The organism is Pseudomonas sp. StFLB209, assembly GCF_000829415.1.
Classification (GTDB): Bacteria; Pseudomonadota; Gammaproteobacteria; order Pseudomonadales; family Pseudomonadaceae; genus Aquipseudomonas.
Window position 1 is genome coordinate 1 of record NZ_AP014637.1, and the last position, 23,393, is coordinate 23,393.

Here is a 23,393-nt window from a genome sequence, read left to right on the forward strand (position 1 = left end):
GGCCGGGCTTGCTACAAACCAGCTTGACCTAACGCAGTGACGGCCCGCCAAACCCGGCCCACATCGCCAGACGCTCAGCAATACTGGCACCCAGCTTCTTGGAGAAACGATCGAACGGCGACTCCTGAATGGTGTAGTCGACGATATCTTTGGCACCGATCACTTCGCGAGCAACGTAGCTGGAGCTGCCCAGCCCATCGACCAACCCAAGCCCCACGGCCTGCTCACCTGTCCAGACCAGGCCAGAAAACAGTTCGGGATGCTCCTTGTCTTTCAGGCGCTCGCCACGACCCTGCTTGACGCTGGCGATGAACTGGCGATGAGTGGTATCCAGTACACCCTGCCAGAACTGCGTTTCGTCAGCCTTGGGCGGCTGAAACGGATCAAGAAACGCCTTATGCTCACCCGAGGTATAGGTGCGACGATCCACACCGATCTTCTCCATCACCCCGACAAAACCAAACCCGGCTGCCGTAACCCCGATAGAACCCACCAGGCTGGCCTTATCGGCATAGATCTGATCAGCAGCACTGGCGATGTAATAGGCACCGGAAGCACCCAGATCGGTAATGACCGCATAAACCTTGATCGCAGGCTTCTCGGCACGCAGACGACGAATTTCGTCATATACATAGCCAGACTGCACCGGACTGCCGCCCGGACTGTTGATGCGCAGGATCACCCCACGCGTCTTGCTGTCTTCAAAAGCGGCGCGCAAGCTGCCGACGATGTTGTCGGCACTGGCCGACTCCTTGTCAGCGATCATGCCCTGGATTTCGATCAGAGCCGTGTGATCAGTGCCACGCGACGCGGCCTTCTTGTCACCCAACAACGGAGTGAACAACAGCAACATGCCAAACAGGTAAGCAAAGGTCAGGAATTTGAAGAAAATCCCCCAGCGCCGCGCCCTGCGTTGCTCTTGCACACCCGCCAGCAGCGTCTTCTCCAGCAATTTCCAACTTTTGGCATCTTCAGGCGAACCGCCATCTTGCGAATCTGGCGCTTTCCATTGATCAGACATAGCTCTTTCACCTTACCCGCAGACTATTAGGCACCGCGCCCATCCAACCAGACACGCAGCTCAGAAAAGTGTTCGATGGCCAATTGTGGCCGATACTCACGCAACGAATCGAGCGACTGAGCGCCATAACCCACGGCCACCGAATGCATGCCAGCATTGCGAGCCATCAGCAAATCGAAAGACGAGTCACCGATCATCAGCGAGCGCTCCGGCGCGACATCGCAATGCGCCATGATCTCGTGAAGCATCAGCGGATCAGGCTTGCTGGCAGTTTCATCTGCGGCCCGGGTGATATCAAAATACTCCAGCCAGTCATGCGCCTTGAGCACCCGATCCAGCCCACGCCGGGCCTTGCCGGTGGCTACCGCCAGCCGGTAACCCTGCTCACGAAACGCCTGCATCGAATCCAGCACACCATCGAACAGCGGCGACGCCACCTGATCCATGGCCATATAACTGTCGGCATAGCGCTGACGAAAATCCAGCAACTGGTTGGGCGAGATCTGCGGGTACAGCGTGCGAATCGCCTCCGGCAATCCCAGGCCGATAATGCCCTTGATCGCAGGATCATCACGCACCGGCATATCGCCAGTGATAGCGGCCTCACGCATGGCGGCGACAATCCGGCCAATCGAGTCGGCCAGCGTGCCGTCCCAGTCAAAAATCAGTAAGTCGTAGTCACGGCGCACTCAGACGCTCCACTGTCTTGGCCCACATCTCATCGACGGGCGCCTGCAATTCGAGTTTGCCGCCATCAGGCAGCGGCACGGTCAGGCGATAGGCATGCAGAAACAGCCGCTTGCCGCCCAGATCACGGATTTCCCGAGAGAAATCTTCCTCACCGTATTTGGTGTCACCGGCAATCACATGCCCGGCATGCAAGGTATGCACGCGAATCTGGTGAGTCCGGCCAGTGATCGGGCGCGCCTCGACCATGGTCGCAAAGTCGCCAAAACGGCGCAGCACCTTGAACAGGGTCAGCGCCTCCTTGCCTTCATCGTTGACTTCCACCATGCGCTCGCCGGAACGCAAATTGCTCTTGAGCAACGGCGCATTCACCTGCTTGCAGGCGCTCGCCCAGTTGCCGCGCACCAGCGCCATATAGCGCTTGTCGACACCGTCACCGCGCAAGGCTTCGTGCAGATGGCGCAACATGCTGCGCTTCTTGGCGATCATCAGCAGCCCCGAAGTGTCGCGGTCCAGACGATGGACCAGCTCCAGCTCCTTGGCATCAGGACGCAACTGACGAAACGCCTCAATAACCCCGAAGTTCAGACCGCTACCGCCATGTACGGCGATGCCGGCTGGCTTGTTGAGCACGATCAGTGCCTTGTCCTCATGCACAATGGCCGCCTCCAGGCGCTGCAGCAGCCCCTGGGCAACCTGCACCGGCTCGTCACGCTCCGGCACGCGCACCGGCGGAATACGCACAATGTCGCCCGCCTGCAACTTGTACTCAGGCTTGGCCCGGCCCTTGTTAACCCGCACTTCGCCTTTACGCAAAATACGGTAGACCAAGGTCTTGGGCACACCCTTGAGGTAGGTGATCAGGTAATTATCAATACGTTGGCCGGCATATTCCGGGGCAACCTCGACCAGCTGGACGCCGGGGGTTGGGGGAGTGATATTGGTCATGCGGCGAATCATAACAATTTTTTATGGATTTGAAGCACTTAATGATTGCTGCTATAGTCGCGAACGCCGCCAAAAGCGGCCGGGCAGCAGATCACCGGATGACAACCGGCCCTGACCCACGCAATTCCCCGGGCGGGAGGCCGCCCAGCAAGGCTTTCGGTGACAACGAAGATGCCTGGAAACGTAACGAGCGCAGGTGACATGAGGCCTGAAATACGCCGGATTGCAGAGTCAAGACTCGCCTTCCCGAGCGCAGAACCCACGGCCAGTTCACAAGGTGCAGTCGCTTCCCGACCCTTCGAGCGCGAGTCCTGCGAACTACGCCTCGAGCCATGATGCGCGAAACTCCACGGGAGGATCGCGGTAAATGCCAACCCGCTGCGGATTCTGCGCGCGGCAGCACCCGAATTATCAGGGATACGTGTAGGGTGGAGACGCACGACCATCGGACTGTGTAGCACCGACGCTGTTCAAGACGCATCATCGCGTCCGCTCCCGATGGCCGATTCCTCCTCCTGATCAAAGCTTTTGCTGACTGGGTGTCATCTGTCACCACAGCAAGCAGGAACGTCGTCGCGACTCTTCAGCCCCACTGGCTGAAGAACCTCGCTGGACACTGGAGCGTCCCCACGCTCCTGACGTGCTCTGACACCGACCGTGAGAAGTCGTGTGTGCCGAACGCCGTTTCCGGCAGCCCCGGAAACCGACGGTACTACATGAAAAGAATGCTGATTAACGCAACTCAACCCGAAGAGTTGCGTGTTGCACTGGTAGACGGCCAACGCCTCTACGACCTGGACATCGAGTCCGGTGCCCGCGAGCAGAAGAAGGCCAATATCTATAAAGGCCGTATCACTCGCATCGAGCCAAGCCTTGAGGCTGCCTTTGTCGATTTCGGCTCTGAGCGTCACGGCTTCCTGCCCCTGAAAGAAATCTCCCGCGAATACTTCAAGAAGGCCCCTGAAGGCCGGGTCAATATCAAGGAAGTCCTGAGCGAAGGCCAGGAAGTCATCGTTCAGGTCGAGAAAGAAGAACGTGGCAACAAGGGCGCCGCCCTGACCACCTTCATCAGCCTGGCCGGCCGTTATCTGGTGCTGATGCCCAACAACCCGCGCGCAGGCGGTATCTCGCGCCGTATCGAAGGCGAAGAGCGCAATGAACTGCGTGAAGCCCTCAATGGACTGATCGCCCCTGCCGACATGGGCCTGATCGTGCGCACTGCCGGCCTTGGCCGCAGCAGCGAAGAAATGCAGTGGGACCTGGACTACCTGCTGCAACTGTGGACCGCCATCAAGGAAGCGTCCCTGGATCGCGCCGCGCCCTTCCTGATCTACCAGGAAAGTAACGTTATCATCCGCGCCATCCGCGACTACCTGCGCCAGGACATCGGTGAAGTCCTGATCGACAGCGTCGAAGCCCAGGAAGAAGCCCTGACCTTTATCCGCCAGGTGATGCCGCAGTACGCCAGCAAGATCAAGCTGTACGAAGACAGCGTACCGCTGTTCAACCGCTTCCAGATCGAAAGCCAGATCGAAACCGCCTTCCAGCGCGTGGTCGAACTGCCATCGGGCGGCTCGATCGTTATCGACCCGACTGAAGCCCTGGTGTCGATCGACATCAACTCGGCACGCGCCACCAAAGGCAGCGACATCGAAGAAACCGCACTGCAGACCAACCTGGAAGCGGCTGAAGAAATCGCTCGCCAGTTGCGCTTGCGTGATATCGGCGGCCTGATCGTCATCGACTTCATCGACATGACCCCGGCCAAGAACCAGCGTGCCGTCGAAGAGAAAGTCCGTGAGTGCCTTGAAGCCGACCGCGCCCGCGTTCAGGTCGGTCGCATTTCGCGCTTCGGCCTGCTGGAAATGTCCCGTCAGCGGCTGCGTCCGTCGCTGGGCGAAAGCAGCGGCATCGTCTGCCCGCGCTGCAACGGCACCGGCATTATCCGTGACGTCGAATCGCTGTCGCTGGCCATCCTGCGCCTGATTGAAGAAGAAGCGCTCAAGGACCGTACTGCTGAAGTGCGCGCCCAGGTGCCGATCCCGGTCGCAGCATTCCTGCTCAACGAAAAACGCAACTCGATCACCAAGATCGAACTGCGTACCCGTGCCCGCATCATCATCCTGCCGACCGATCACCTCGAAACGCCACACTTCGAAGTGCAGCGCCTGCGTGATGACAATCCGGATGCCAGCACGCACAAAACCAGCTACGAAATCGCCGCCGAAGCGGCCGAGATCGAAGACGTCGCGCCACAGGCCAGCGCCACCCGCACTCTGGTTCGCCAGGAAGCCGCGGTCAAAACCGCTCCGGCTCGCGCCAATGCTCCAGTACCTGCCGAAGCGGCAGCCCCGGTAGCGGCTCCGGTCGCTCCGACGCCAGCCCACGAGCCAAGCCTGTTCAAAGGCCTGGTGAAGTCGCTGGTCAGCCTGTTCGCTACCAGCAAACCCGAGCCGGTTGCCCCGGTTGCCGCTGAAAAACCAGCCGTTTCCGAGCGCCCTGCGCGCAACGAAGAGCGTCGCAACGGTCGCCAGCAAAGCCGTGGCCGCAACAACCGCCGCGACGAAGAGCGCAAACCGCGTGAAGAACGTGGCGAACGTACCCCACGTGAAGAACGCGTACCTCGCGAAGAGCGCGCACCACGTGAAGAACGTGCCCCGCGTGAAGAACGCGCACCTCGCGAAGAGCGTGCACCGCGTGAAGAACGCGCCCCACGTGAAGAACGCGCGCCACGCGAACTGCGCGAAGCCCGTGACGAGTCCGGCACACGCGAAGAACGTCAGCCACGCCCACCTCGCGAAGAACGTCAGCCTCGCGAGCGCAAGCCACGCGAAGAGCGCGTCCGTGAACTGCGCGAACCACTGGATGCCGCACCGGCTGCCGAAGCCGCTGCCGGCCAGCCAGCCGTAGCCCAGGAAGAACGCGCACCTCGCGAAGAACGTGCTCCGCGTGAAGAGCGCGCGCCTCGCGAAGAGCGTCAACCGCGCGCCCCGCGTGAAGAGCGCCAGCCTCGCAATGAGCAAGCCACTGAAACCGCTGAAGATGAAACGCTCAACAGCGAAGAGCAAGCCCATGACGAGCAGGATGGCGCCGAAGGCGAACGTCCACGTCGCCGCTCGCGTGGCCAGCGTCGTCGCAGCAACCGTCGTGAGCGCCAACGCGATGCCAATGGCGTGGAAATCGCTGATGGCGAAGAGTCTGGCGAAACCGACAACAGCAATGCTCTGGCGGCCGGCCTGGTGGTCACCGCAGCCGTCGCCGGCAGCGTGATCAGCGCACCTGCCGAAGCCGAGGCCAATCGTCAGGCCGAACAGGCCCAGGCGTCGAGCGACAGCCAGGCTGCACCAGCACCAACACCTGCTGACGCAGTTGAAACACCTGTCGCCGATGCACCGACCGTTACCAGCGAAGCCGTTGTTCAAGCACCTGCCCCGGCCGTCGAAACACCTGCCGTCGAAAGCAGCGAGCCAGTCGTCGCTGTAGCGGCGCCAGAAGTTGAGCTGGCCAGCGAAACCGCTGCCGAGCCACTGATCGTGGCCGACAACAAACCGGCTGCTGACTTCACCCCGACGCCAGAGCCTGTTCCGGAGCCGGTGATTGAGCTTGAGAAAGCACCAGCAGCGCCAGTCAGCGAGTCTGCCGAACTGAGCCTTCCGGTTGTCGAGGCACCTGCTGCCGAGCCAGAACCTGCGCCTTACGTCGCGCCGGTCGTCGAGCCGGTCGCCGTTGTCGAGCCCGAGCCAGTCGTTGAGCCAGCAGCCGAGCCAGCCCCTGTGGTCGTCCCGGTTGTAGAAGAGGCACCGGCTGTAGCTGTTGCCAGCTCGGGTCGTGCACCTAACGATCCTCGCGAAGTGCGTCGCCGCAAACGCGAGGAAGAGGAGCGTCGCCGCCTGCAAGCCGAAGCTGAAGCGGCTGCGGCTGCGGCTGCCGTACCGGCACAAGCACCTGAAGCCGAGGTGGTTGCTGCCGCAGCAGAGCCCGTGAGCGAGCCTGCTCCAGCCCAGGTACAGGCCGAGGCAGTGGTTGAACAAACCGCTACCCAACCTGAAACCTCAACTGAAGAACAGACTCGCGAAAGCAAACCGCTGGTCTGATCTGCTGATGTAAAAAAGCCCCGCCTGCAAAACAGGCGGGGCTTTTTTATGGCTGTTGAGTTATCCCTGCAGGAGCCGCCCGGCGGCTCTTACAGGGCAATACCGGTCAGTACAGGTTAGGCTCCATCTCCAGCTCAACGCCAAAGCGCTCAAGCACATCCGCCTGGATACGCTGCGCCAGCCTCAATAGCTCAAGACCGCTGGCCTGGCCATAGTTGACCAGCACCAGCGCCTGCAAGCGATGCACACCTGCATCCCCCTCACGAAAGCCCTTCCAGCCGGCCTGTTCGATCAGCCAGCCCGCGGCCAGCTTCACCCGCCCGTCAGTTTGCGGGTAGGCCACCAGCTGCGGATAACGCTGTTTCAGAGCGTCAGCCTGGTCAGCCGCAATCACCGGGTTTTTGAAAAAACTGCCGGCGTTGGCCAGCACGGCCGGGTCCGGAAGCTTTTCACTGCGAATGGCACAGATCGCGCGACTGACATCCAGTGCTGTGGGCTGTTCTATCCCCTGCTCGCTCAAGCGCTGACGCACCGGGCCATATTCCAGGTGCAGCGGCGCCTGACGACTGAGCGCAAAACGCACCCGCAGGATGATCCAGCGCCCGGCCTGCTGCTTGAACAGGCTGTCACGGTAACCAAAGGCGCAGTCATCGAGAAAGAACTCACGCAGCTCACCGGTTTCCCGCTCCAGGGCGACCAGGCTGTGGAATACATCCTTGATCTCGACCCCATAGGCACCGATGTTCTGCATCGGCGCCGCACCGACCGTGCCCGGGATCAGACTGAGGTTTTCCAACCCCACCAACCCCATCTCCAGGCACTGCAACACGAAAGGATGCCAAGGCTCGCCGGCCTCAGCCTCGACCATGACACGCTCCCCGTCATCCTGCACAACGCGCACGCCACGACTGGCCATGCGCAGCACCAAACGCTCGACATCACCGGCCAGCAACAGGTTGCTGCCACCGCCGATCACCAGCAGCGGCAGTTGTCGCTCGACGGCCAGCGCCAAGGCCTGACGAACATCGTCATCGCTATGCGCTTGTGCGAACAGGCTGGCGCGGACATCGACCCCGAAGGTGTTGAATGGCTTGAGAGAGACTTGCCGATGTACATCCAGGCTCATGCGCCAGCCCTCGACAGACGGCCCATCATGCCTCCAGCAGGCGCTTTACGCGCTCCAGGTCTTCAGGCGTATCCACGCCTGCCGGCGGCGCCTCCAGCGCATCAGCCACATGAATTCGCACCCCGTGCCAAAGTGCGCGAAGCTGCTCAAGCGACTCGGTGTTTTCCAGCCAGCACGGCCCCCAGGCCACGAAGTCGTGCAGAAAACCTGCACGGTAGGCGTAGATGCCGATATGCCGACGATAAGGCACGCCTGCCGGCAGCACGTCGCGACTGACCGCCAGGGCATCACGCGCCCAGGGCAATGGCGCACGACTGAAGGTCAGCGCCAGACCATTGATGTCGGTCACGACCTTGACCACGTTCGGGTTGAACAACGCCGCGACGTCATCAATCGGCTCGGCCAGTGTCGAGATCCCGGCCTCGGGATGGGCTGCCAGGTTGGCTGCCACCTGATCAATGATCGCCGGCGGGATCATCGGCTCGTCGCCCTGCACATTGACCACAATGGCGTCAGCCGCCAACCCCAACTGAGTGGCCACTTCGGCCAGACGGTCAGTGCCGGAGTTATGATCGTCGCGGGTCAGCAGCACTTCGGCACCAAAGCCCTGGCACGCCGCAACGATGCGCGCATCGTCGGTGGCTACCACCACACGGCTGGCGCTGCTTTTACGTGCCTGTTCCCAGACATGCTGCACCATCGGTTTACCGGCAATCACCTTGAGCGGTTTGCCAGGGAAACGGCTGGAGCCGAAACGCGCCGGAATCACGACAGTGAAGGCAGTGCTCATTTATCCAGGCGCTCCTCGGCGGTCAGGGTCCGGGCTTCGCTTTCGAGCATTACCGGGATGCCATCGCGAATCGGATAAGCCAGGCCGGCGCCCTTGCTGATCAGCTCGGACTTGTCGTCGCTGAGTTTCAAGGGGCCTTTGCAGATCGGGCATGCGAGGATGTCGAGCAGTTTGGTATCCATGATGGCTCCCATTAGTGATTAAGACGTGCCAGCCAGTCATCGAACCAGCTGACGAACGCCGTGGACGGCTGAGCGTCCACGGCCAGATACCACCAGTCGGCGGCAGCGAAGGCGCGGCATTTCACGGCGTCCTTCTCGGTCATGACCAACGGCAGCGCGGGACTGAAATCAAGCGCTTCAGCAGTGAACACCGCATGATCGGCGAAGGCATGCGGCACCGGTCGCCAGTTTAGCCCTTCAAGCGTCGTGAAAAAACGCTGCGGGTTGCCAATCCCGGCCACCGCATGCACGGCCTGACCCGCGGCAAAATGCTCGACACCGACTCGCTGGCCGCTGCGCAGATTGACCAGCGCCGAAGGCTGCAGAGTAAAGCCAAAGCCATCTTCGCGATCAGCCTGCGCGCCGTTGTACAGCAGCGCATCGACGCTTTGCAGGCGCTCGACAGGCTCGCGCAAGGGCCCGGCCGGCAGGCAACGACGATTGCCAAGCCCACGAGCGGCATCGATCAGCACCAACTCCAGATCACGGGCGAGCCGATAATGCTGCAAGCCATCGTCAGACAGAATCAGGTCCAGCGGCTCAGTGTCGAGCAAGGCCTGCACGGCGCGGCCACGATCAGGGTCGATCACCAGCGGCACGCCGCTGCGCTGCACGATCAGCAAGGGTTCGTCACCGGCCTGGGCAGCGCTTTGTTCGGCGCGCACCCGCCACGGCAGGCTCGGCGGTGTGGCACCGTAACCACGGCTGACCACTCCGACCCGCAGGCCGCGTTGCCGGCAGTGTTCGATCAACCAGAGGATCATCGGCGTCTTGCCGGTGCCGCCCACGGTGATATTGCCTACTACGACCACCGGCACCGAGGCCCGATAGATGCCGCCCTCCCCGGCCAGAAAGCGCGCCCGTTTGCGGTTGACCACCCGGCGGTACAACAGCTCCAGGGGGCGCAGCAAGGACAGTGCCGGATGGCCTTGATACCAGGCGGCGAGCAACCGGTCGGAAAGCGCCATCAGTTAGCCTGCGTGGTTTCGACCGTGGTCATGCGCAAATGGCTGAAACCCAGTTTTCCGGCGGCATCCATGGCGGTAATCACCGACTGATGCGGTGTCTTGCCGTCGGCACTGATCGACAGCGGCAGGCTGTTATCACCACCGGACTCGCGCTGCACGGCTTCGATCAGGCTGTCCAGATCGTTGCGCGGCAACAACTGGTTATTGACCGAAAAGATGCCGTCGGCATTGATCGCGATATCCACCTGCTTGCGTGCGGCATCGTCATTGGACGCACCGGTCACGGCCTGGGGCAGATCGACACGCAGTTGGGTTTCACGGGTGAAGGTGGTGGTCAGGATGAAAAACAGCAGCAGAATGAACACCACATCAATCAGCGCTACCAGATTGATATCGATATTGTCGCGCTGCTTGCGGCGGCGAAACTTCACTTGCGCTTGCCTCCGGTCCTGGCAAGGGACTTGAGATCGACCGGTGCGTCGACCAGGTCTACCTCACGGTCGCCCTGCACCACTTCAACCAGACGAATCGCCTGCTGCTCCATGCCAACCACCAGCTCATCGACCCGGCTTTGCAGGTAGCGATGGAAGAAAATCGCCGGGATCGCCACCATCAGGCCCGAGGCAGTACAGATCAGCGCCTTGGAAATACCACCGGCCAACACCACGGCATTGCCGGTATTACCGGCTGAATTGAACGAAGCGAAGATGTCGATCATGCCCAGTACAGTACCGAGCAGGCCGAGCAATGGCGCCATGGCCGCCACCGACCCGAGTGCCGCGAGGTAGCGCTCCAGCTCATGGATCACCCGCGCCGCAGCCTCTTCGATGCTTTCTTTCATGATCTCGCGACCATGCCGGGAGTTGGCCAGGCCAGCGGCGAGAATCTCGCCCAGCGGCGAATCAGCGCGCAATTGCTTGAGTTTTTCGCCGTCGAGCTTGTTTTCCTGAATCCACTGCCAGACCTGCCCGAGCAAGTGTGGCGGGGTGATTCGGCTGGCACGCAAGGTCCAGAGACGTTCAATGACGATGCCGGCCGCGACAATCGAACTCAGTATGATCGGCAGCATCATCCAGCCGCCGGATTTGACCAGTTCCCACACAGTGCCGACTCCCTTGAAAAAATTGGCGCCACTTTAACATAGGGTCGAAAGAGGGTGCTTGAGATTGCCGGTCAATCTCGCCAGAAACGCCGGTTTTCACGTTCACCCCGCGGTTGCTCGAACGCTCCCAGGCGCCAACTGATCGCGCCTTGCCCGGCGCTGTCGTGAATATCGATGCCCAGCGCCCGATAGCGCGCAACCACTATCGGGTGCGGATGGCCGAAGCTGTTATTGCGGCCACGGGAAATCAGCACGCCTTCAGGCATTACCCGGCGCAACAAGGGCGCCGAAGACGAGGTGCGACTGCCATGATGCGGTGCCTGAAACCAGCGGGCACGCAGATCGAAGTCAGCCTGGCGAATCGCCCACTCAGCCCCGGCTTCAATATCACCGGTCAACAGCAGCCGCTCACCGCTGGCATCGATCATCAACACACACGACGCCTCGTTGCTGTTGTAGGCCTTATCCCAACGCCAGGTCTCGAAACGCACGCCGTCCCACTCCCAGCGCTCGCCGGTGCGGCACGGCTGCGCCTGTAGCGATGCGTGCATTGCCTCGGGCTCGCCGCCAAGTACCCGCTCAACCGGCACACTGCGCTGCACCGCCAGGGCGCCACCGGCATGATCGGCATGAGCATGGCTGATTACCAGCGTGTCGAGGCGGCGCACGCCGGCCTTGCGCAACACCGGCACCACCACCCGCTCGCCCAGGTCAAACTCACCCGAGGCAGGGCCTGCGTCATACAGCAGGTTGTGATGGCGGGTGCGTATCAGGATCGCCAGCCCCTGGCCGACATCCAGTTGCAACACCTCAGCCTGACCCGGCGCAATCGGTTGTCTGGGTACAAACACACAGAGTAATAATAAAGGCCAACCCAACGGTCGCAGTGGCACACCGGCTGGCAGCAACAACAGCACAGCCCCCAGCAGACACAGCAACCACACCCAGAGCGGCAAGGCCTCCGGCAACCAGGCCGGCAGCCAGGCGGCAACCCAGCACAGCGCAACAAACAGCAATTGCATGCTGCCCCCGGCCAGCCATAGCAGGCTCGCCCCCAACCAAGGCACAGGCAGCAGCAAAGTACCGAGCAACGCCAGCGGCAACACCACCAGACTGACCCAGGGCACTGCCAGCAGATTGGCCAGCGGCGCACTGAGGCTGACCGGCAGCTCAAGCACAATCAGAAAAGGCAGCAGACCGATTGCGATCAGCCATTGGGCACGGCTCCAGGCCTGCCACCAGCGCCAGCGCCCCAAACGGCCGGCGAAAACCAGAATCAGCACCGCCACTGCCGCAAATGACAACCAGAAGCCCGCTTGCAGACTGGCCAGCGGCTCGAAGATCAGCACCAGATTCAGCGACACCAGCAAGGGCCAGAGCAGACCAAGATGCCGAAAGCGCAAGCGCCAGAGCAGCACCATCCCGACCATTACACAGGCACGCCGCACCGGCACCTCGAAACCGGCAAGCAGGCCATAGCCCAGCGCGGCAACAAAGGCCAGCCCACACGCCCAAGGTAACCAGGGCAAGGCCGCAGGCCACAGCCCCCGGCGCGCCAGCGCAGCAATCAACAGATACACCGCGCCCGCCAGCAAACCGACATGCTGCCCGGAAATCACCAGCAAATGCACCGTGCCGGTTTCTTGCAGTATCTGCCAGTCATCCCGTGACAGCCCTGAACCATCGCCCAGCACCAGGGCCGCCAGAGCGCCTTCACGGCCGTGTGCATCAACGGCCAGCAAACGCTGGCGGATAGCATCACGCCAGGCGGCACGGGCAGGTGCCAGACGCTGACCATCGAGCACTGTCCCGGTCGCACCAATACGCTGTGCCAACAGCCAGGCCTGATAATCAAAGGCGCCTGGATTGACCAACCCGTCCGGCCGCCGCAACTTGACCGCCAGTCGCCAACGCTCGCCACTGGCCACCGGCGGCCCGCCATACCAGCTCACCCGGATACGTTGCGGCAAACGGGCACGTCGCGACTGCGGCTGATCCAGCTCAAAACGCGTCACACCATCGTTCGCACTCGGCAGCCCCACCACCCGCGCTTCCAGCCATAGCGTACCGCCATCCAGGCGCGGCAGCAGCCGGTCATCCAAGGCATTCTTGGCCGAAAAACAGGCCCAACTGAACCCCAGCAGCCATAACGCAACAGGATAAGTGCGCCATGGCAATAGCATCAGGGCCAGCACCGGCATCAGCAGCAATAGCCAGCCAGGCGGCAGGGCCGGCAAAAAGCGCAGGGTCAGCAAGCCCAGCGCCAGTGCGACCAGCGCAGTACGCATGGTGAATCCTCAAGGGCAAAAAGGTCTTGAGGATGGGCAAATCAGTGAGGGGGTGCAGGCGCAGATTATTGCGGGATTTGACCGGCGAATGTCCTCTCAGTCGTGCACCGACTTCCTACAAATACCGCAGAAGCATCCTGCATTTTTCCGTGTGGCCGCTTGGTAGGGTTTCAACTTTGGCGCCTTGAACGGGTAACAGCAGATGCATGCCACAGATCAGCCATTGAGCCTGCACCTCAAGAATCCGCAGCACGACCTGCAAGTGCTTTCGTTTAGCGGCGAAGAAGCCATCAGCATGCCCTATCGATTCAATATCGAAGCGGTCAGCGAAGACCCGCAACTGGATCTGGACGCATTGCTGCATCAGATGGTCTTTCTGGCTTTCAACAGCCAGGGCGCAGGCATTCACGGCCAGATCCAGCGGGTCGAGCAAGGCATCAGCGGCATGCGCCTGACACATTACAGACTGACTCTGGTGCCTCGTCTGAGCTATCTGCAATACCGTATTAACCACCGCATCTTCCAGGCCCGCTCAGTTCAACAAATCATTGAGCAGATCCTCAAAGAGCATGGGCTGTTCAGCGATACCTGCCAATTCCGGCTCACCATGAAATACAAGCCTCGCGAATATTGCGTGCAATATGGCGAAAGCGATCTGCAATTCATCCAGCGCCTGTGCGCGGAAGAAGGCCTGCACTACCACTTCGAGCACAGCAGGGATATGCACATTCTGGTGTTCGCCGACCACCAGGCGATGTTTCGCAAACTGGGTTTCGAGCTGCGCTACCAACCGGTCGCAGGCCTGCAAGCCGAAACGCAGGTGGTCCGGCGTCTGGGTGTGCGCCTGGAAGCACGCACCGCCCGCACCACACGCCGTGACTATGACTTCCGCAAAGCCGGCCGGCGTCTGGAATATCAGGCAGGTCCCGACCCGCAGATCATCCAGCCGAATCTGGAAGACTATCGCTGGCCAGGGCGCTTCACGGGTGAAGAACGCGGCAAACCCTTGACCCAGCGGGCGCTGGAAAGCCGCCGGGCAGACTACCGTCAGGCAGATGGCGAGAGTGACCATCCCGGCCTGGTCAGCGGGCATTTCGTAGCACTCACCGATCACCCCCGCACGGAGTGGAACGATACCTGGCTACTGACCCGGCTTGAGCATCAGGGCTACCAGCCGCAGGTACTTGAAGAAGCCGCACGCAAAGTCGACGGTATGGTAGAAGGCTATCGAAACCGTTTTACGGCAACACCCTCGGACACGTTCTTTCGTCCACCGCTGCCCCACAGCCGACCCAAAATTGCCGGCAGCCAGACTGCCCGGGTAACAGGCCCTGACAACCATGATGTTCATTGTGATGAATACGGGCGAATCAAGGTGCAGTTCCATTGGGACCGGAACGACCAAGCGGGCGAGTTCAGCAGTTGCTGGCTGCGAGTAGCCTCCAGTTGGGCTGGCGATACATTTGGCGCAACGGTCCTCCCTCGGGTCGGCATGGAAGTGTTGGTGAGCTTTCTCGAAGGCGACCCGGACCACCCGATTGTCAGTGGCTGCCTGCCCAACAACCTCAACATGCCGCCCTACCCACTGCCCGAGCGCAAGACCCGTAGCGTGCTGCGCAGCCACAGCACACCGCACAATGGCGGTTTCAGCGAGCTACATATCGAAGACCTGGCCGGCCAGGAACTGATCTACCTGCGCGCCCAGCGTGACATGGAACAGAAGATCAACCACGACAGCCGCCTCGAGGTGGGCAACGACCGGCAGGAAACCATCAAAGGTAACAGCATCAGCGTGCTGGAAGGTGAAGAACAGCGCACGGTCAACGCCGACCGCAAGACACAAATCAAAGCCGACGATTATCTGCAGGCTGACCAGAACCGCCATGTTCGGGTCGGCCAGATTCTGACAGTTGAGGCTGGCCAGCAGGTGCATATCAAATCCGGCGCGCACCTGATTATCGACGGCGGCGCCAGCATCACCCTCAAGGCCGGCGGCCAGCACTTGCTACTCGGCGCTGGCGGTATTTTCAGTAGCAGCCCAATCCTGCCCGGCGGCGTCCCGCTACCCGGCGCACCGGCGTTAGCGGCGCAGCCCGCACCGCTGACAGCACTGCAAAACCTGACCCTCAATGTACAGAAACAGGCATTGCGCAGCGCTGCAGGCAAGGCTGCTCCTGTATGTGCTGTGTGCCACAAACTCAAGGAGCGCAATGCATGAGGCGTTCCTACCTGCTTCTGGACAGCGCGCAGATCGACGGTCTGGATCAACACTTATTACAGGTTGGCGAGTTCATGGCATGCCATCCGCTGTACCTGAACACAGCCTATGCCGAGCTGGCCGACTGCGGCCCGCTACTGGTTCCCGTAGTCGCTGGCAGCAAGCTTGCAGACCTGTTCCACACGCAGTGGCGCTCGCGAGCAGGAATCTGGCTTGAAACCGAGGCCAGCGAAACCGAGCTGCTGGATCACCTGCGCAGCCTGGTACATGTCAACCTCGACGGCGACGTGACAGTGTTATTCCGCTATTACGACCCACGTATTACCCGCCTGTGGCTGGCAGACCTGCAAACGTTCGAACAAGACCGTCTCATGGGCCCCGTGCAATTGATCCGCCTGCCCGACGATGACAACAACGAACTGCTGATCAACCGCAGCGAAACTGCAGCAGACAGCCAGCGTTACCAGCCAAAACCCTGGCTGCACCTGAGCGCAGAACAGCTCGATGTCCTTGGCCAGGTGCAACGCCAGCAGTTCGATCAACACTTGATTGACCATTGCCGCCGCTACTTCCCCTTCGCTTTGGCCGGCATGGACACCACCGCGCATCGTGCATGGGCAAAGGCATGCAGGCTCAGTGCCGCCCGCCATGGCTATGGCACGGATGACCAGGTCACTCGCTGGGTCAGCCTCTATGCCCATCTAGGCCCTGATTTTCCTGCGGCACCTGCGCACCAGGCATACCGCCAGATCCTTGAAGCACCCAGCTCCAGCCCCCAGCAACGCCTGGATGCGCTGCTTGAAGAATTGACCCTGCAACTGACCCGCACGGCGCAAGCAAAGACATGAACGACAAATCCTCTTCATCCGCACTGCTGAACCTGAGCCAGGCCGAACGGGCTGCCGGGCAACGCCCTCGTCAGGATATAGACAGCCTGGTTGCAAGCTGCCCGGCCAGCCAGGGCAAGCTCTTCGTCGTACCGACACGTTACGCCCTGGCGGAGTACCCGGCCGACCATGCCAGTTGCCAGCCCGGCGTCGAGCCGCAGAGCCACCCCATGGCGCTGCGCCGGCTACGCGAAGGTTTTCTCTACCTGTGGCAAAGCCCCGGCCCGCTGCAACGCTTTGCAATCTGCCCGCAAGGCATGCTCGAACCGCAACCGCTGACCGATGATGACACCATCACCCTTAACGGCAGCCTTACGGGACTTGCGCTGGACAAACATTCGCCTGCCTGGCTGATGTATGCCGAGTACCCGCTCAATGCCCGGAGTTGCGAAGCACTGAATGACCCCGGCACCCGCCAGAAACGCATGCGTCGGCTGGATTTACCACAGGTTGCCAACCACTTGAGCGCCGCCCATTGCCCACCACTGGAGGCAGCAGAACAGGTCATTGCCGAACTCATGCCGCAAACCTACCACTGGGGCGTGGTCAGTGATCACCAGCTCAATGGTGATGCCGAGTACAAGAAGGCAGAACAGCTCAAGGAACAGATGTTTGCCAACCCGACCGCTGAGACCAGCAAGGCTTGGACGGATGCCATGTATTGGGTCGGCGAGCGTGACCGCATCGCCTCCAAGCACGCTGACGCACCTCAGGGCCGCCCCGCTCCAGGCCAGTGGAGCGCCGCAGCATGGCAGCCTCTGCACACCCGAAAATGGCTGGACAACGCACGACAAGAAGCCGCTGAGTGCTGGGCAGTGTTTGCCTGTCTGGATGATGACTTGGGTGTGTTGCGTGATATTGATCGGGACCAGAGTCAGTTCGAAGACGCCCACCAACAGTGGGTCAGCGACAACCAGATTCGTCTGACCGTGGGTGGATTCATCCGCAGCCTGATGACAGAGGATGGGGCGGAGCTGGCGGATCGGATCAATTATCGTTTTAAGGAGGAGAAGCTAAAAATAACCCCGGAACAAGGAAATACGCTCTTAAAAATCCATGAGCGCCTGGATCCTCTTCGCTTCGAAGAATCACGACTCGCAAACGCCAGTGCTGTATTGATCACCCCGGAAGGCAAGCAGAAACTCGCCAGCCTCAAGGAAGAAATCAGCCTGTTAAAAAAACCAGTGAACAATTTCATCCCTGTAAAGCTACAAAAAGATGTGGAAATAGAGACTCGTGTTTATAGACAACATAAGAGTCACAATCAAAGATCAGGCAAATTCAGTGGCAAGATAGGAGAATATATTGACCTGAGCACAATGAATAACTGGCTGGACGTGACCGCCCCCGACCACTACAAAAGTGTCGAAGTACACCACAGACGGCTCCATGCAGACAGGGATATCTTTCTTTACCGTCACGAGAGTGGTACTTGGTTCGTCGATTACGACGACATTAATTATCGTAATTGGCTGGACCAGCTGGCCGCCGCCTGCCTTTCCGAACAATGTAATTACAGCCAGGGCGCAGAACAGTTCGCAGAGTATGTGCGTAGCCAGGACAAGGGTGCATTGCGCCAACTGTTCTTTTCCTGGAGCCCCAGCCTGGAAATGGCCTTGAACTCTGAAACTCGTTTAGGAGAAGTACTTGTAGCGCTTGGAGACGAAAATCGAAGCAATATTCAGGCTGGCTTATCCGGAATATTGGGGGCATCAACCAGATCAATACTGACGTTCATGCAGCGCACGGAAAGCAACAGTCGCTGGGTAACCTTGGTCAACCGCATGGCACCTACCGTGATGCTCCTGAAGGGGGAACTCGACCGCATAAGCCGTGTATGGATGAGTCTGATGATATTTACCCATATCAAAACCCAGATCGCATTCAGATGGGTAACCAATAAAAACTTCCGGACGCTAGAAGCATTTGGTAAAAATGTCGATGAACTGAAGGACTGGACGAAACTCACCAGCGACCATATCAAAAGCGGACGTGCAGCCCAGATTATTAATAGCAGAGCTGTAAAGAGCAGCGGCGGCGTGACCGCGCTGATTGTTTTGACCTTGAACATCTGGAATGCCAGCAGATATCTGAATCAGGCTAATGCGGTCGAGAGGATGGATGAACAGAGAAACTATGAAACAGCTTCGGCTACGCTTTATGCTTCTGCGGCGTTAGTGGCTGTCATCGATAGCGTGATCCGTAAAGGTTTCGGCATCAACCAGCTAAAAATTGGCCTAAGCTTTACCGCGACTCAAACCTTTTTCAGCTCAATCATAGGAGCCTTGTCAATCGGAGCAGCCGTCAATGAATTTCAATCGTTGAAAAAACAAATCGATAGTTCGAACTACATTGTGGATCCTTGGCTAGAAGCACGCAAAAACATCGTTAGTTTACAAATATTGGCGTTCACCGCTCAAACCCTAATAGCCTCTCGCTACACCATAGCTATATTGGCAGGCACAATGACCATTGGAGCGGGATTGGCCGGTGCAGGTGCCGCAATCGCACCACTGCTCGTAATAATTGCGATACTCGGCGGAGCCTACCTTATAACATGGCTCTTCCAACAAACCCCACTCCAGAACTTTCTCTACCAATGCTGCTGGTCCATCCAACGAGCTAAAGAGAGGTCACCACTTGATCATGGGACTCAACAAAAAGAGCTGGAGCACTTGCTCGCTCTAGTTTATACGCCGCGCATAAATTACGAAAGTATAAGCTCACATGTACCTACTGACGGTCAGTTTCCGATGCGTAACAAACCGCATCTGCAATCGTTATCTATCGACTTGCCGGGAGCCACCCCCGACGGCGTTTACCTGGAACTGGCAATGATCGGCGACCCGGTTGATTACCGGCTATGGATGGACATCTGGGGAACGCCAGGGTTGACCGAACCTCCTTACCGAATGCGAGATATGGGCAGCCACTGGTTAAAAACAGCTCATTACAAATGGATTCCTGCCAACGAAGGGCAAGGCCTGCGCCTTACGGGTCGCTACCTAACAGACACTGTGATGGGCTCACTTCCTAGAAGTATTTCCATAAAGATAAAATACAGCACCCCTATAACGTCTTTACTGGGAATAAATCATTCTATTGGCGGTGATTCTGGGCTGATCTATACCATCACTGCAGAAGATGGAGTTATTTCACTTAGGCCTCATGAGGCCCCTACGTTGAGCAAAGCCAGACTTCATAGAATCGGCGTCCAGCGCCGCTCGCTTCCGCTCCACTGAGCGCACAACTACAGACACCTCTTCCAGAGAACTTAAATTGGCCCTTAGAATAACTCAATTCTCCCCACTGCCTTTACCTACCGGACGCTCGCCCTCTGACGCCTCAGACATAGCCTGGCGGAAGAACGAGGTATTCCTTGACATAAACCAGTACAACACCGGCACAGCCGCAACACTAATATGGTTTAACGCAATTCTTTACCTGTCACTGGCACTCGCATTAAAAAACCTTACACCTAACGTCGTCCCCTGGCTATTAATAACCAGTCTAGCCATAACACTGGCCACACTCCCAATTCTTTATAAAGGCTTAAAAAAACCAACACCTTTACCTGTACGCTTCAATCGCCAACGTCGAGAAATATGTGTTATGAGAGCACAAGACGTCTATTGGATAATACCTTGGGAAAGCGTAATAGCCACGGCGCACTACACTTCAGAAACCGCTAGAAGAAGCGGCATGAGTCTTGGGTTCCTGAATGTGCGTTTCGACAGCCCACATCCTAGAGAGCGTGTTGAAAAAGATTGTCACGAGTTAACCTTTAACTGCCCAGATGAAGAAATGGCGGCAAGCTATTGGGAATACATACGCACCTACATGGAATCAGGTCCCGATGCGGTCCATGAACCCTCAAGAAAATTCACTCGCACCAAAGGCATCTTCGCCAGCTACCTGGATGACCTGAAAGAAGCCGCCAAGCGCAAAGGCTGGATCCTCACCCTGATCTGGGATGGCTTTTTTGGCCTGGTCTTCTTCAACGTACTGCTGGCCGATTATCTGGAGCGCAAGAAGCTTTATCCTCTCCCCGACCTCGACCACCCCGATATCATCGAATGGTCAAAACCCCTGCCGCCGGAGCAGTGGGCCAGGCCTTCTGCCGAATTTCAGGTCGCGCTGGCCGAGTACGAGGCGCGCCGGGTCTCATGACCCGGCGGGCAATCAGCGGTTACTGACGCATGCCGCGTCCGCTGACCAGCATATCATCGGTGGCGAGGACGGCTTGGCTTTTACCATGGACCCCAACAATGGTCCCATCCCCTTACGCAAGCACGAAGCCTATATGCTGAACAAGGCGAAATTACACAAATTGGGCACTTACGAGGAAACCCTCACAATACCGGGACCAAAACATGACGTTCCCTGAAGCAGGCACATGCAAAAAGACCGTATTTCGCCGAAGCGACTATTTGGCTCCATTACCAATACCCACCGGCCAGAAGCCTGGGGACTCATTAGGGATTATCTGGCGAAAGAACGATACATACATGGACATCGGAAGCTTCACCCTTTCCGCCACCATTCGTCTTGTATGGTTTCAACTCCTGCTCTTTTTAGGAATGGGTTCTCTGCTGAAATACCTAAACATAGACACATATTGGATGATTTGGGCAGCAGGGTTAGTTGGATTGTGCATCGCCCTTTACTTTATAGCACCCGCCTTACGCCGCCCGTCCCCCAACCCTGTTCGTTTCAATCGCCATCGACGTGAAGCTTGCGTCGTCAGAGAAAACGGCGATTACTGGTTTGTGCCTTGGGAGCAAGTCGTTGCAGTGGCCACTCAGGCTTCGAGCATGAGTCAAGGAGGAAAAGTCACTCAAGGCATGCTGTATATAGGTCTGAATAATCCTCTAACAGTGAAGAAAGATAATCAGAACTACCTGCTAGGTTTTTATTGTGGGGGCGGTGAACCTGCTATGGCGTTGTGGGAATGCATCCGTACCTATATGGAAGTAGGGCCCGACGCTGTGGTCTCGATCGGTACATCCAGATTCACCCGCACCAAAGGCATCTTCGCCAGCTACCTGGATGACCTGAAAGAAGCCGCCAAACGCAAAGGCTGGTTCCTCACCCTGCTCTGGGATGGTTTTTTTGGCCTGTTCGTCTTCAACGTACTGCTGGCCGATTATCTGGAGCGCAAGAAGCTTTATCCCCTCCCCGACCTCGACCACCCCGATATCATCGAATGGTCAAAGCCCCTGCCGCCGGAGCAGTGGGCCAGGCCTTCCGCCGAGTTTCAGGCCGCATTGGCCGAGTACGAGGCGCGCCGGGTCCCATCACCCGGCGGGCAATCAGCAGTCACTGACGCATGCCGCGTCCGCTGACCAGCAGGCGGATGCAGAACAGGTAAAGCACTGCGGTCGCACCGACCATGAACGCCATGGCGATGCTGATGCTGATGTCGGACACGCCGAGGATGCCGTAGCGGAAGGCGTTGACCATGTGCAGGACCGGGTTGGCCAACGAGACGGTCTGCCAGAACGGTGGCAGCAGGCTGATGGAGTAGAACACGCCGCCCAGATAGGTCAGCGGAGTCAGCACGAAGGTCGGGATGATCGAGATGTCGTCGAAGTTGCGGGCAAAGACGGCGTTGACCATGCCCAGTAGCGAGAAAATGGTCGCGGTCAGCAGCACCACCACGACGGTCACGCCCAGGTGATGGACCTGCAGGTCAGTGAAGAACATCGACAGCAGGGTCACGATCAGGCCGACCATCAGACCGCGCAGTACCCCGCCCAGTACGTAGCCAACGAGGATGGTGTGCGGGGAGACCGGCGAGACCATCAGTTCTTCGATCGAGTGCTGGAATTTGGCGCCGAAGAAGCTCGACACCACGTTGCCGTAGGAGTTGGTGATGATCGACATCATGATCAGCCCCGGCACGATGTACTGCATGTAGCTGAAGCCGCCCATGTCGCCGATCTGGCGGCCGATCAGGTTACCGAAGATCACGAAGTACAGAACCATGGTGATCGCTGGCGGCAGCAGGGTCTGCGGCCAGATGCGCATGAAGCGCCGCACTTCGCGGTAGACGATGGTGTTCAGGGCAACCAGATTGGGGCGCAATTCGCTGTTCTGGGTACTCATTATTGGGCCACCTTGGCCAGGTTCTTCTCCACCAGGGACACAAATAACTCCTCAAGGCGATTGGCTTTGTTGCGCAGGCTCAGCACTTCAATGCCTTGCAGGGCCAGTTGGCTGAACAGCGCGGTGATGCCGATGTTCTTGTCGACCTGCACTTCCAGGGTATGACTGTCGATCAGCTTGCTGGCAAACCCCGGCAGTTGCGGCGCAGCGCTGTACGACTGCTTGAGGTCGAGCACGAAGGTTTCAACGGTCAGGGTGTTGAGCAATTGCTTCATCCCCATGTTCTGCACGATCTCACCGTGGTCGATGATGCCGATGTTGCGGCACAGTTGCTCGGCCTCTTCCAGATAGTGCGTGGTAAGGATGATGGTGATGCCTTTCTGGTTCAATTCGGTCAGAAAGGTCCACATCGAGCGACGCAGCTCGATGTCCACGCCTGCGGTCGGCTCGTCGAGAATCAGCAGGCGCGGCTCGTGGATCAGCGCCCGGGCAATCATCAACCGACGCTTCATACCGCCAGACAACGAGCGCGAAGGCACGTCACGCTTATCCCACAGGCCCAACTGAGTCAGGTACTGCTCGGCGCGTTCCTTGGCAATACGTGCCGGGATGCCGTAGTAACCGGCCTGGGTGACGACGATGTCGAAGGTCTTTTCAAACTGGTTGAAGTTGAATTCCTGCGGCACGACACCAATCGAACGCTTGAGCGCAGCCGGTTCGCGGTCCAGGTCGTGGCCGAAGATATTCACGCTGCCGCTGGTCTTGTTGACCAGGGTCGACAGGATGCCGATGGTGGTGGATTTGCCGGCGCCGTTGGGGCCAAGCAAGGCGAAAAAGTCACCTTCGGCGACGTCCAGATCAATGCCCTTTAGGGCCTGGAAGCCGTTGCCGTAGGTCTTTGTGAGCTGTCGAATGGACAGAGCAGAACTCATGGC

Annotated in this window: 18 protein-coding genes; 6 read left to right on the forward strand and 12 right to left on the reverse strand. The window is 59.1% G+C overall.

Annotated elements, in window-relative coordinates; translation table 11 throughout:
* Window positions 1-28: 28 nt before the first annotated feature.
* The 3 genes from PSCI_RS00005 to rluC are packed head-to-tail and all read right to left on the reverse strand — an operon-like array spanning window position 29 to window position 2,656.
* Complete coding sequence (locus PSCI_RS00005; protein WP_045481110.1) at window positions 29-1,021, reverse strand: S49 family peptidase; 993 nt, start codon at window positions 1,019-1,021, stop codon at window positions 29-31.
* Between the two features lie 26 nt (window positions 1,022-1,047).
* A complete protein-coding gene (locus PSCI_RS00010; RefSeq protein WP_045481113.1) occupies window positions 1,048-1,710 on the reverse strand; it encodes an HAD-IIIA family hydrolase in 663 nt (220 codons plus the stop codon).
* A complete protein-coding gene (rluC, locus tag PSCI_RS00015) occupies window positions 1,700-2,656 on the reverse strand; it encodes a 23S rRNA pseudouridine(955/2504/2580) synthase RluC (protein WP_045493612.1) in 957 nt (318 codons plus the stop codon). The genes PSCI_RS00010 and rluC overlap by 11 nt, the downstream gene beginning before the upstream one ends.
* A gap of 725 nt (window positions 2,657-3,381) precedes the next feature.
* On the opposite strand from rluC, the gene rne reads away from it, so the two are divergent.
* Window positions 3,382-6,750: a ribonuclease E gene (gene rne / locus PSCI_RS00020; protein ID WP_052483323.1), complete on the forward strand. Its 3,369-nt coding sequence runs from the start codon at window positions 3,382-3,384 to the stop codon at window positions 6,748-6,750.
* A gap of 106 nt (window positions 6,751-6,856) precedes the next feature.
* Here the strand turns inward: rne and murB are convergent, their stop codons facing one another.
* The 7 genes from murB to PSCI_RS00055 all read right to left on the reverse strand — a co-directional run bounded on the left by murB (window position 6,857) and on the right by PSCI_RS00055 (window position 13,245).
* The gene (murB, locus tag PSCI_RS00025; RefSeq protein ID WP_045481119.1) at window positions 6,857-7,876 is read right to left on the reverse strand and encodes a UDP-N-acetylmuramate dehydrogenase; all 1,020 of its coding nucleotides are present in this window, start codon (window positions 7,874-7,876) and stop codon (window positions 6,857-6,859) included.
* A gap of 25 nt (window positions 7,877-7,901) precedes the next feature.
* Window positions 7,902-8,666: a 3-deoxy-manno-octulosonate cytidylyltransferase gene (gene kdsB, locus PSCI_RS00030; protein WP_045481122.1), complete on the reverse strand. Its 765-nt coding sequence runs from the start codon at window positions 8,664-8,666 to the stop codon at window positions 7,902-7,904.
* Entirely contained in the window at window positions 8,663-8,848 is a 186-nt protein-coding gene (locus PSCI_RS00035) for a Trm112 family protein (RefSeq protein WP_045493619.1), read from the reverse strand. Before PSCI_RS00035 ends, kdsB begins: the two co-directional genes overlap by 4 nt.
* A gap of 11 nt (window positions 8,849-8,859) precedes the next feature.
* The gene (lpxK, locus tag PSCI_RS00040; RefSeq protein ID WP_045481125.1) at window positions 8,860-9,855 is read right to left on the reverse strand and encodes a tetraacyldisaccharide 4'-kinase; all 996 of its coding nucleotides are present in this window, start codon (window positions 9,853-9,855) and stop codon (window positions 8,860-8,862) included.
* The gene (locus tag PSCI_RS00045) at window positions 9,855-10,286 is read right to left on the reverse strand and encodes an ExbD/TolR family protein (RefSeq protein ID WP_045481128.1); all 432 of its coding nucleotides are present in this window, start codon (window positions 10,284-10,286) and stop codon (window positions 9,855-9,857) included. Before PSCI_RS00045 ends, lpxK begins: the two co-directional genes overlap by 1 nt.
* Complete coding sequence (locus PSCI_RS00050) at window positions 10,283-10,957, reverse strand: MotA/TolQ/ExbB proton channel family protein (RefSeq protein ID WP_045481131.1); 675 nt, start codon at window positions 10,955-10,957, stop codon at window positions 10,283-10,285. Before PSCI_RS00050 ends, PSCI_RS00045 begins: the two co-directional genes overlap by 4 nt.
* Window positions 10,958-11,028: 71 nt before the next feature.
* Window positions 11,029-13,245: a DNA internalization-related competence protein ComEC/Rec2 gene (locus tag PSCI_RS00055; RefSeq protein ID WP_045481136.1), complete on the reverse strand. Its 2,217-nt coding sequence runs from the start codon at window positions 13,243-13,245 to the stop codon at window positions 11,029-11,031.
* A 202-nt stretch (window positions 13,246-13,447) separates the two neighbouring features.
* Between PSCI_RS00055 and tssI the strand changes: the two genes are divergently transcribed.
* From tssI to PSCI_RS00080, 5 genes are all read left to right on the forward strand, one after another.
* Entirely contained in the window at window positions 13,448-15,463 is a 2,016-nt protein-coding gene (gene tssI / locus PSCI_RS00060; protein WP_045481139.1) for a type VI secretion system Vgr family protein, read from the forward strand.
* Window positions 15,460-16,311, forward strand: a complete 852-nt coding sequence (locus PSCI_RS00065) for a DUF4123 domain-containing protein (protein WP_045481142.1) — start codon at window positions 15,460-15,462, stop codon at window positions 16,309-16,311. The genes tssI and PSCI_RS00065 overlap by 4 nt, the downstream gene beginning before the upstream one ends.
* A complete protein-coding gene (locus tag PSCI_RS00070) occupies window positions 16,308-19,592 on the forward strand; it encodes a toxin VasX (RefSeq protein ID WP_045481146.1) in 3,285 nt (1,094 codons plus the stop codon). The genes PSCI_RS00065 and PSCI_RS00070 overlap by 4 nt, the downstream gene beginning before the upstream one ends.
* 37 nt (window positions 19,593-19,629) lie before the next feature.
* A complete protein-coding gene (locus PSCI_RS30035; protein WP_045481150.1) occupies window positions 19,630-20,520 on the forward strand; it encodes a DUF6708 domain-containing protein in 891 nt (296 codons plus the stop codon).
* Window positions 20,521-20,723: 203 nt separating this feature from the next.
* A complete protein-coding gene (locus tag PSCI_RS00080) occupies window positions 20,724-21,695 on the forward strand; it encodes a DUF6708 domain-containing protein (RefSeq protein ID WP_045481154.1) in 972 nt (323 codons plus the stop codon).
* Here the strand turns inward: PSCI_RS00080 and PSCI_RS00085 are convergent.
* Complete coding sequence (locus tag PSCI_RS00085; protein WP_045481157.1) at window positions 21,670-22,458, reverse strand: ABC transporter permease; 789 nt, start codon at window positions 22,456-22,458, stop codon at window positions 21,670-21,672. The two genes, PSCI_RS00080 and PSCI_RS00085, sit on opposite strands and share 26 nt — an antisense overlap.
* Window positions 22,458-23,390 carry an ABC transporter ATP-binding protein gene (locus PSCI_RS00090; protein ID WP_045481161.1) on the reverse strand — a complete coding sequence of 311 codons (933 nt, stop codon included), beginning with the start codon at window positions 23,388-23,390 and terminating at the stop codon, window positions 22,458-22,460. The genes PSCI_RS00085 and PSCI_RS00090 overlap by 1 nt, the downstream gene beginning before the upstream one ends.
* Window positions 23,391-23,393 lie beyond the last annotated feature (3 nt).

Bases quoted from the DNA above. Each gene is read 5' to 3' on its own strand.
- rne (WP_052483323.1), top strand. From the start codon at position 3,382: ATGCTGATTAACGCAACTCAACCCGAAGAGTTGCGTGTTGCACTGGTA.
- PSCI_RS00085 (WP_045481157.1), bottom strand. From the start codon at position 22,458: ATGAGTACCCAGAACAGCGAATTGCGCCCCAATCTGGTTGCCCTGAAC.
- PSCI_RS00055 (WP_045481136.1), bottom strand. From the start codon at position 13,245: ATGCGTACTGCGCTGGTCGCACTGGCGCTGGGCTTGCTGACCCTGCGC.
- PSCI_RS00005 (WP_045481110.1), bottom strand. From the start codon at position 1,021: ATGTCTGATCAATGGAAAGCGCCAGATTCGCAAGATGGCGGTTCGCCT.
- rluC (WP_045493612.1), bottom strand. From the start codon at position 2,656: ATGACCAATATCACTCCCCCAACCCCCGGCGTCCAGCTGGTCGAGGTT.
- kdsB (WP_045481122.1), bottom strand. From the start codon at position 8,666: ATGAGCACTGCCTTCACTGTCGTGATTCCGGCGCGTTTCGGCTCCAGC.
- lpxK (WP_045481125.1), bottom strand. From the start codon at position 9,855: ATGGCGCTTTCCGACCGGTTGCTCGCCGCCTGGTATCAAGGCCATCCG.
- PSCI_RS00080 (WP_045481154.1), top strand. From the start codon at position 20,724: ATGACGTTCCCTGAAGCAGGCACATGCAAAAAGACCGTATTTCGCCGA.
- PSCI_RS00065 (WP_045481142.1), top strand. From the start codon at position 15,460: ATGAGGCGTTCCTACCTGCTTCTGGACAGCGCGCAGATCGACGGTCTG.
- PSCI_RS00090 (WP_045481161.1), bottom strand. From the start codon at position 23,390: ATGAGTTCTGCTCTGTCCATTCGACAGCTCACAAAGACCTACGGCAAC.
- murB (WP_045481119.1), bottom strand. From the start codon at position 7,876: ATGAGCCTGGATGTACATCGGCAAGTCTCTCTCAAGCCATTCAACACC.
- PSCI_RS00035 (WP_045493619.1), bottom strand. From the start codon at position 8,848: ATGGATACCAAACTGCTCGACATCCTCGCATGCCCGATCTGCAAAGGC.
- tssI (WP_045481139.1), top strand. From the start codon at position 13,448: ATGCATGCCACAGATCAGCCATTGAGCCTGCACCTCAAGAATCCGCAG.
- PSCI_RS00070 (WP_045481146.1), top strand. From the start codon at position 16,308: ATGAACGACAAATCCTCTTCATCCGCACTGCTGAACCTGAGCCAGGCC.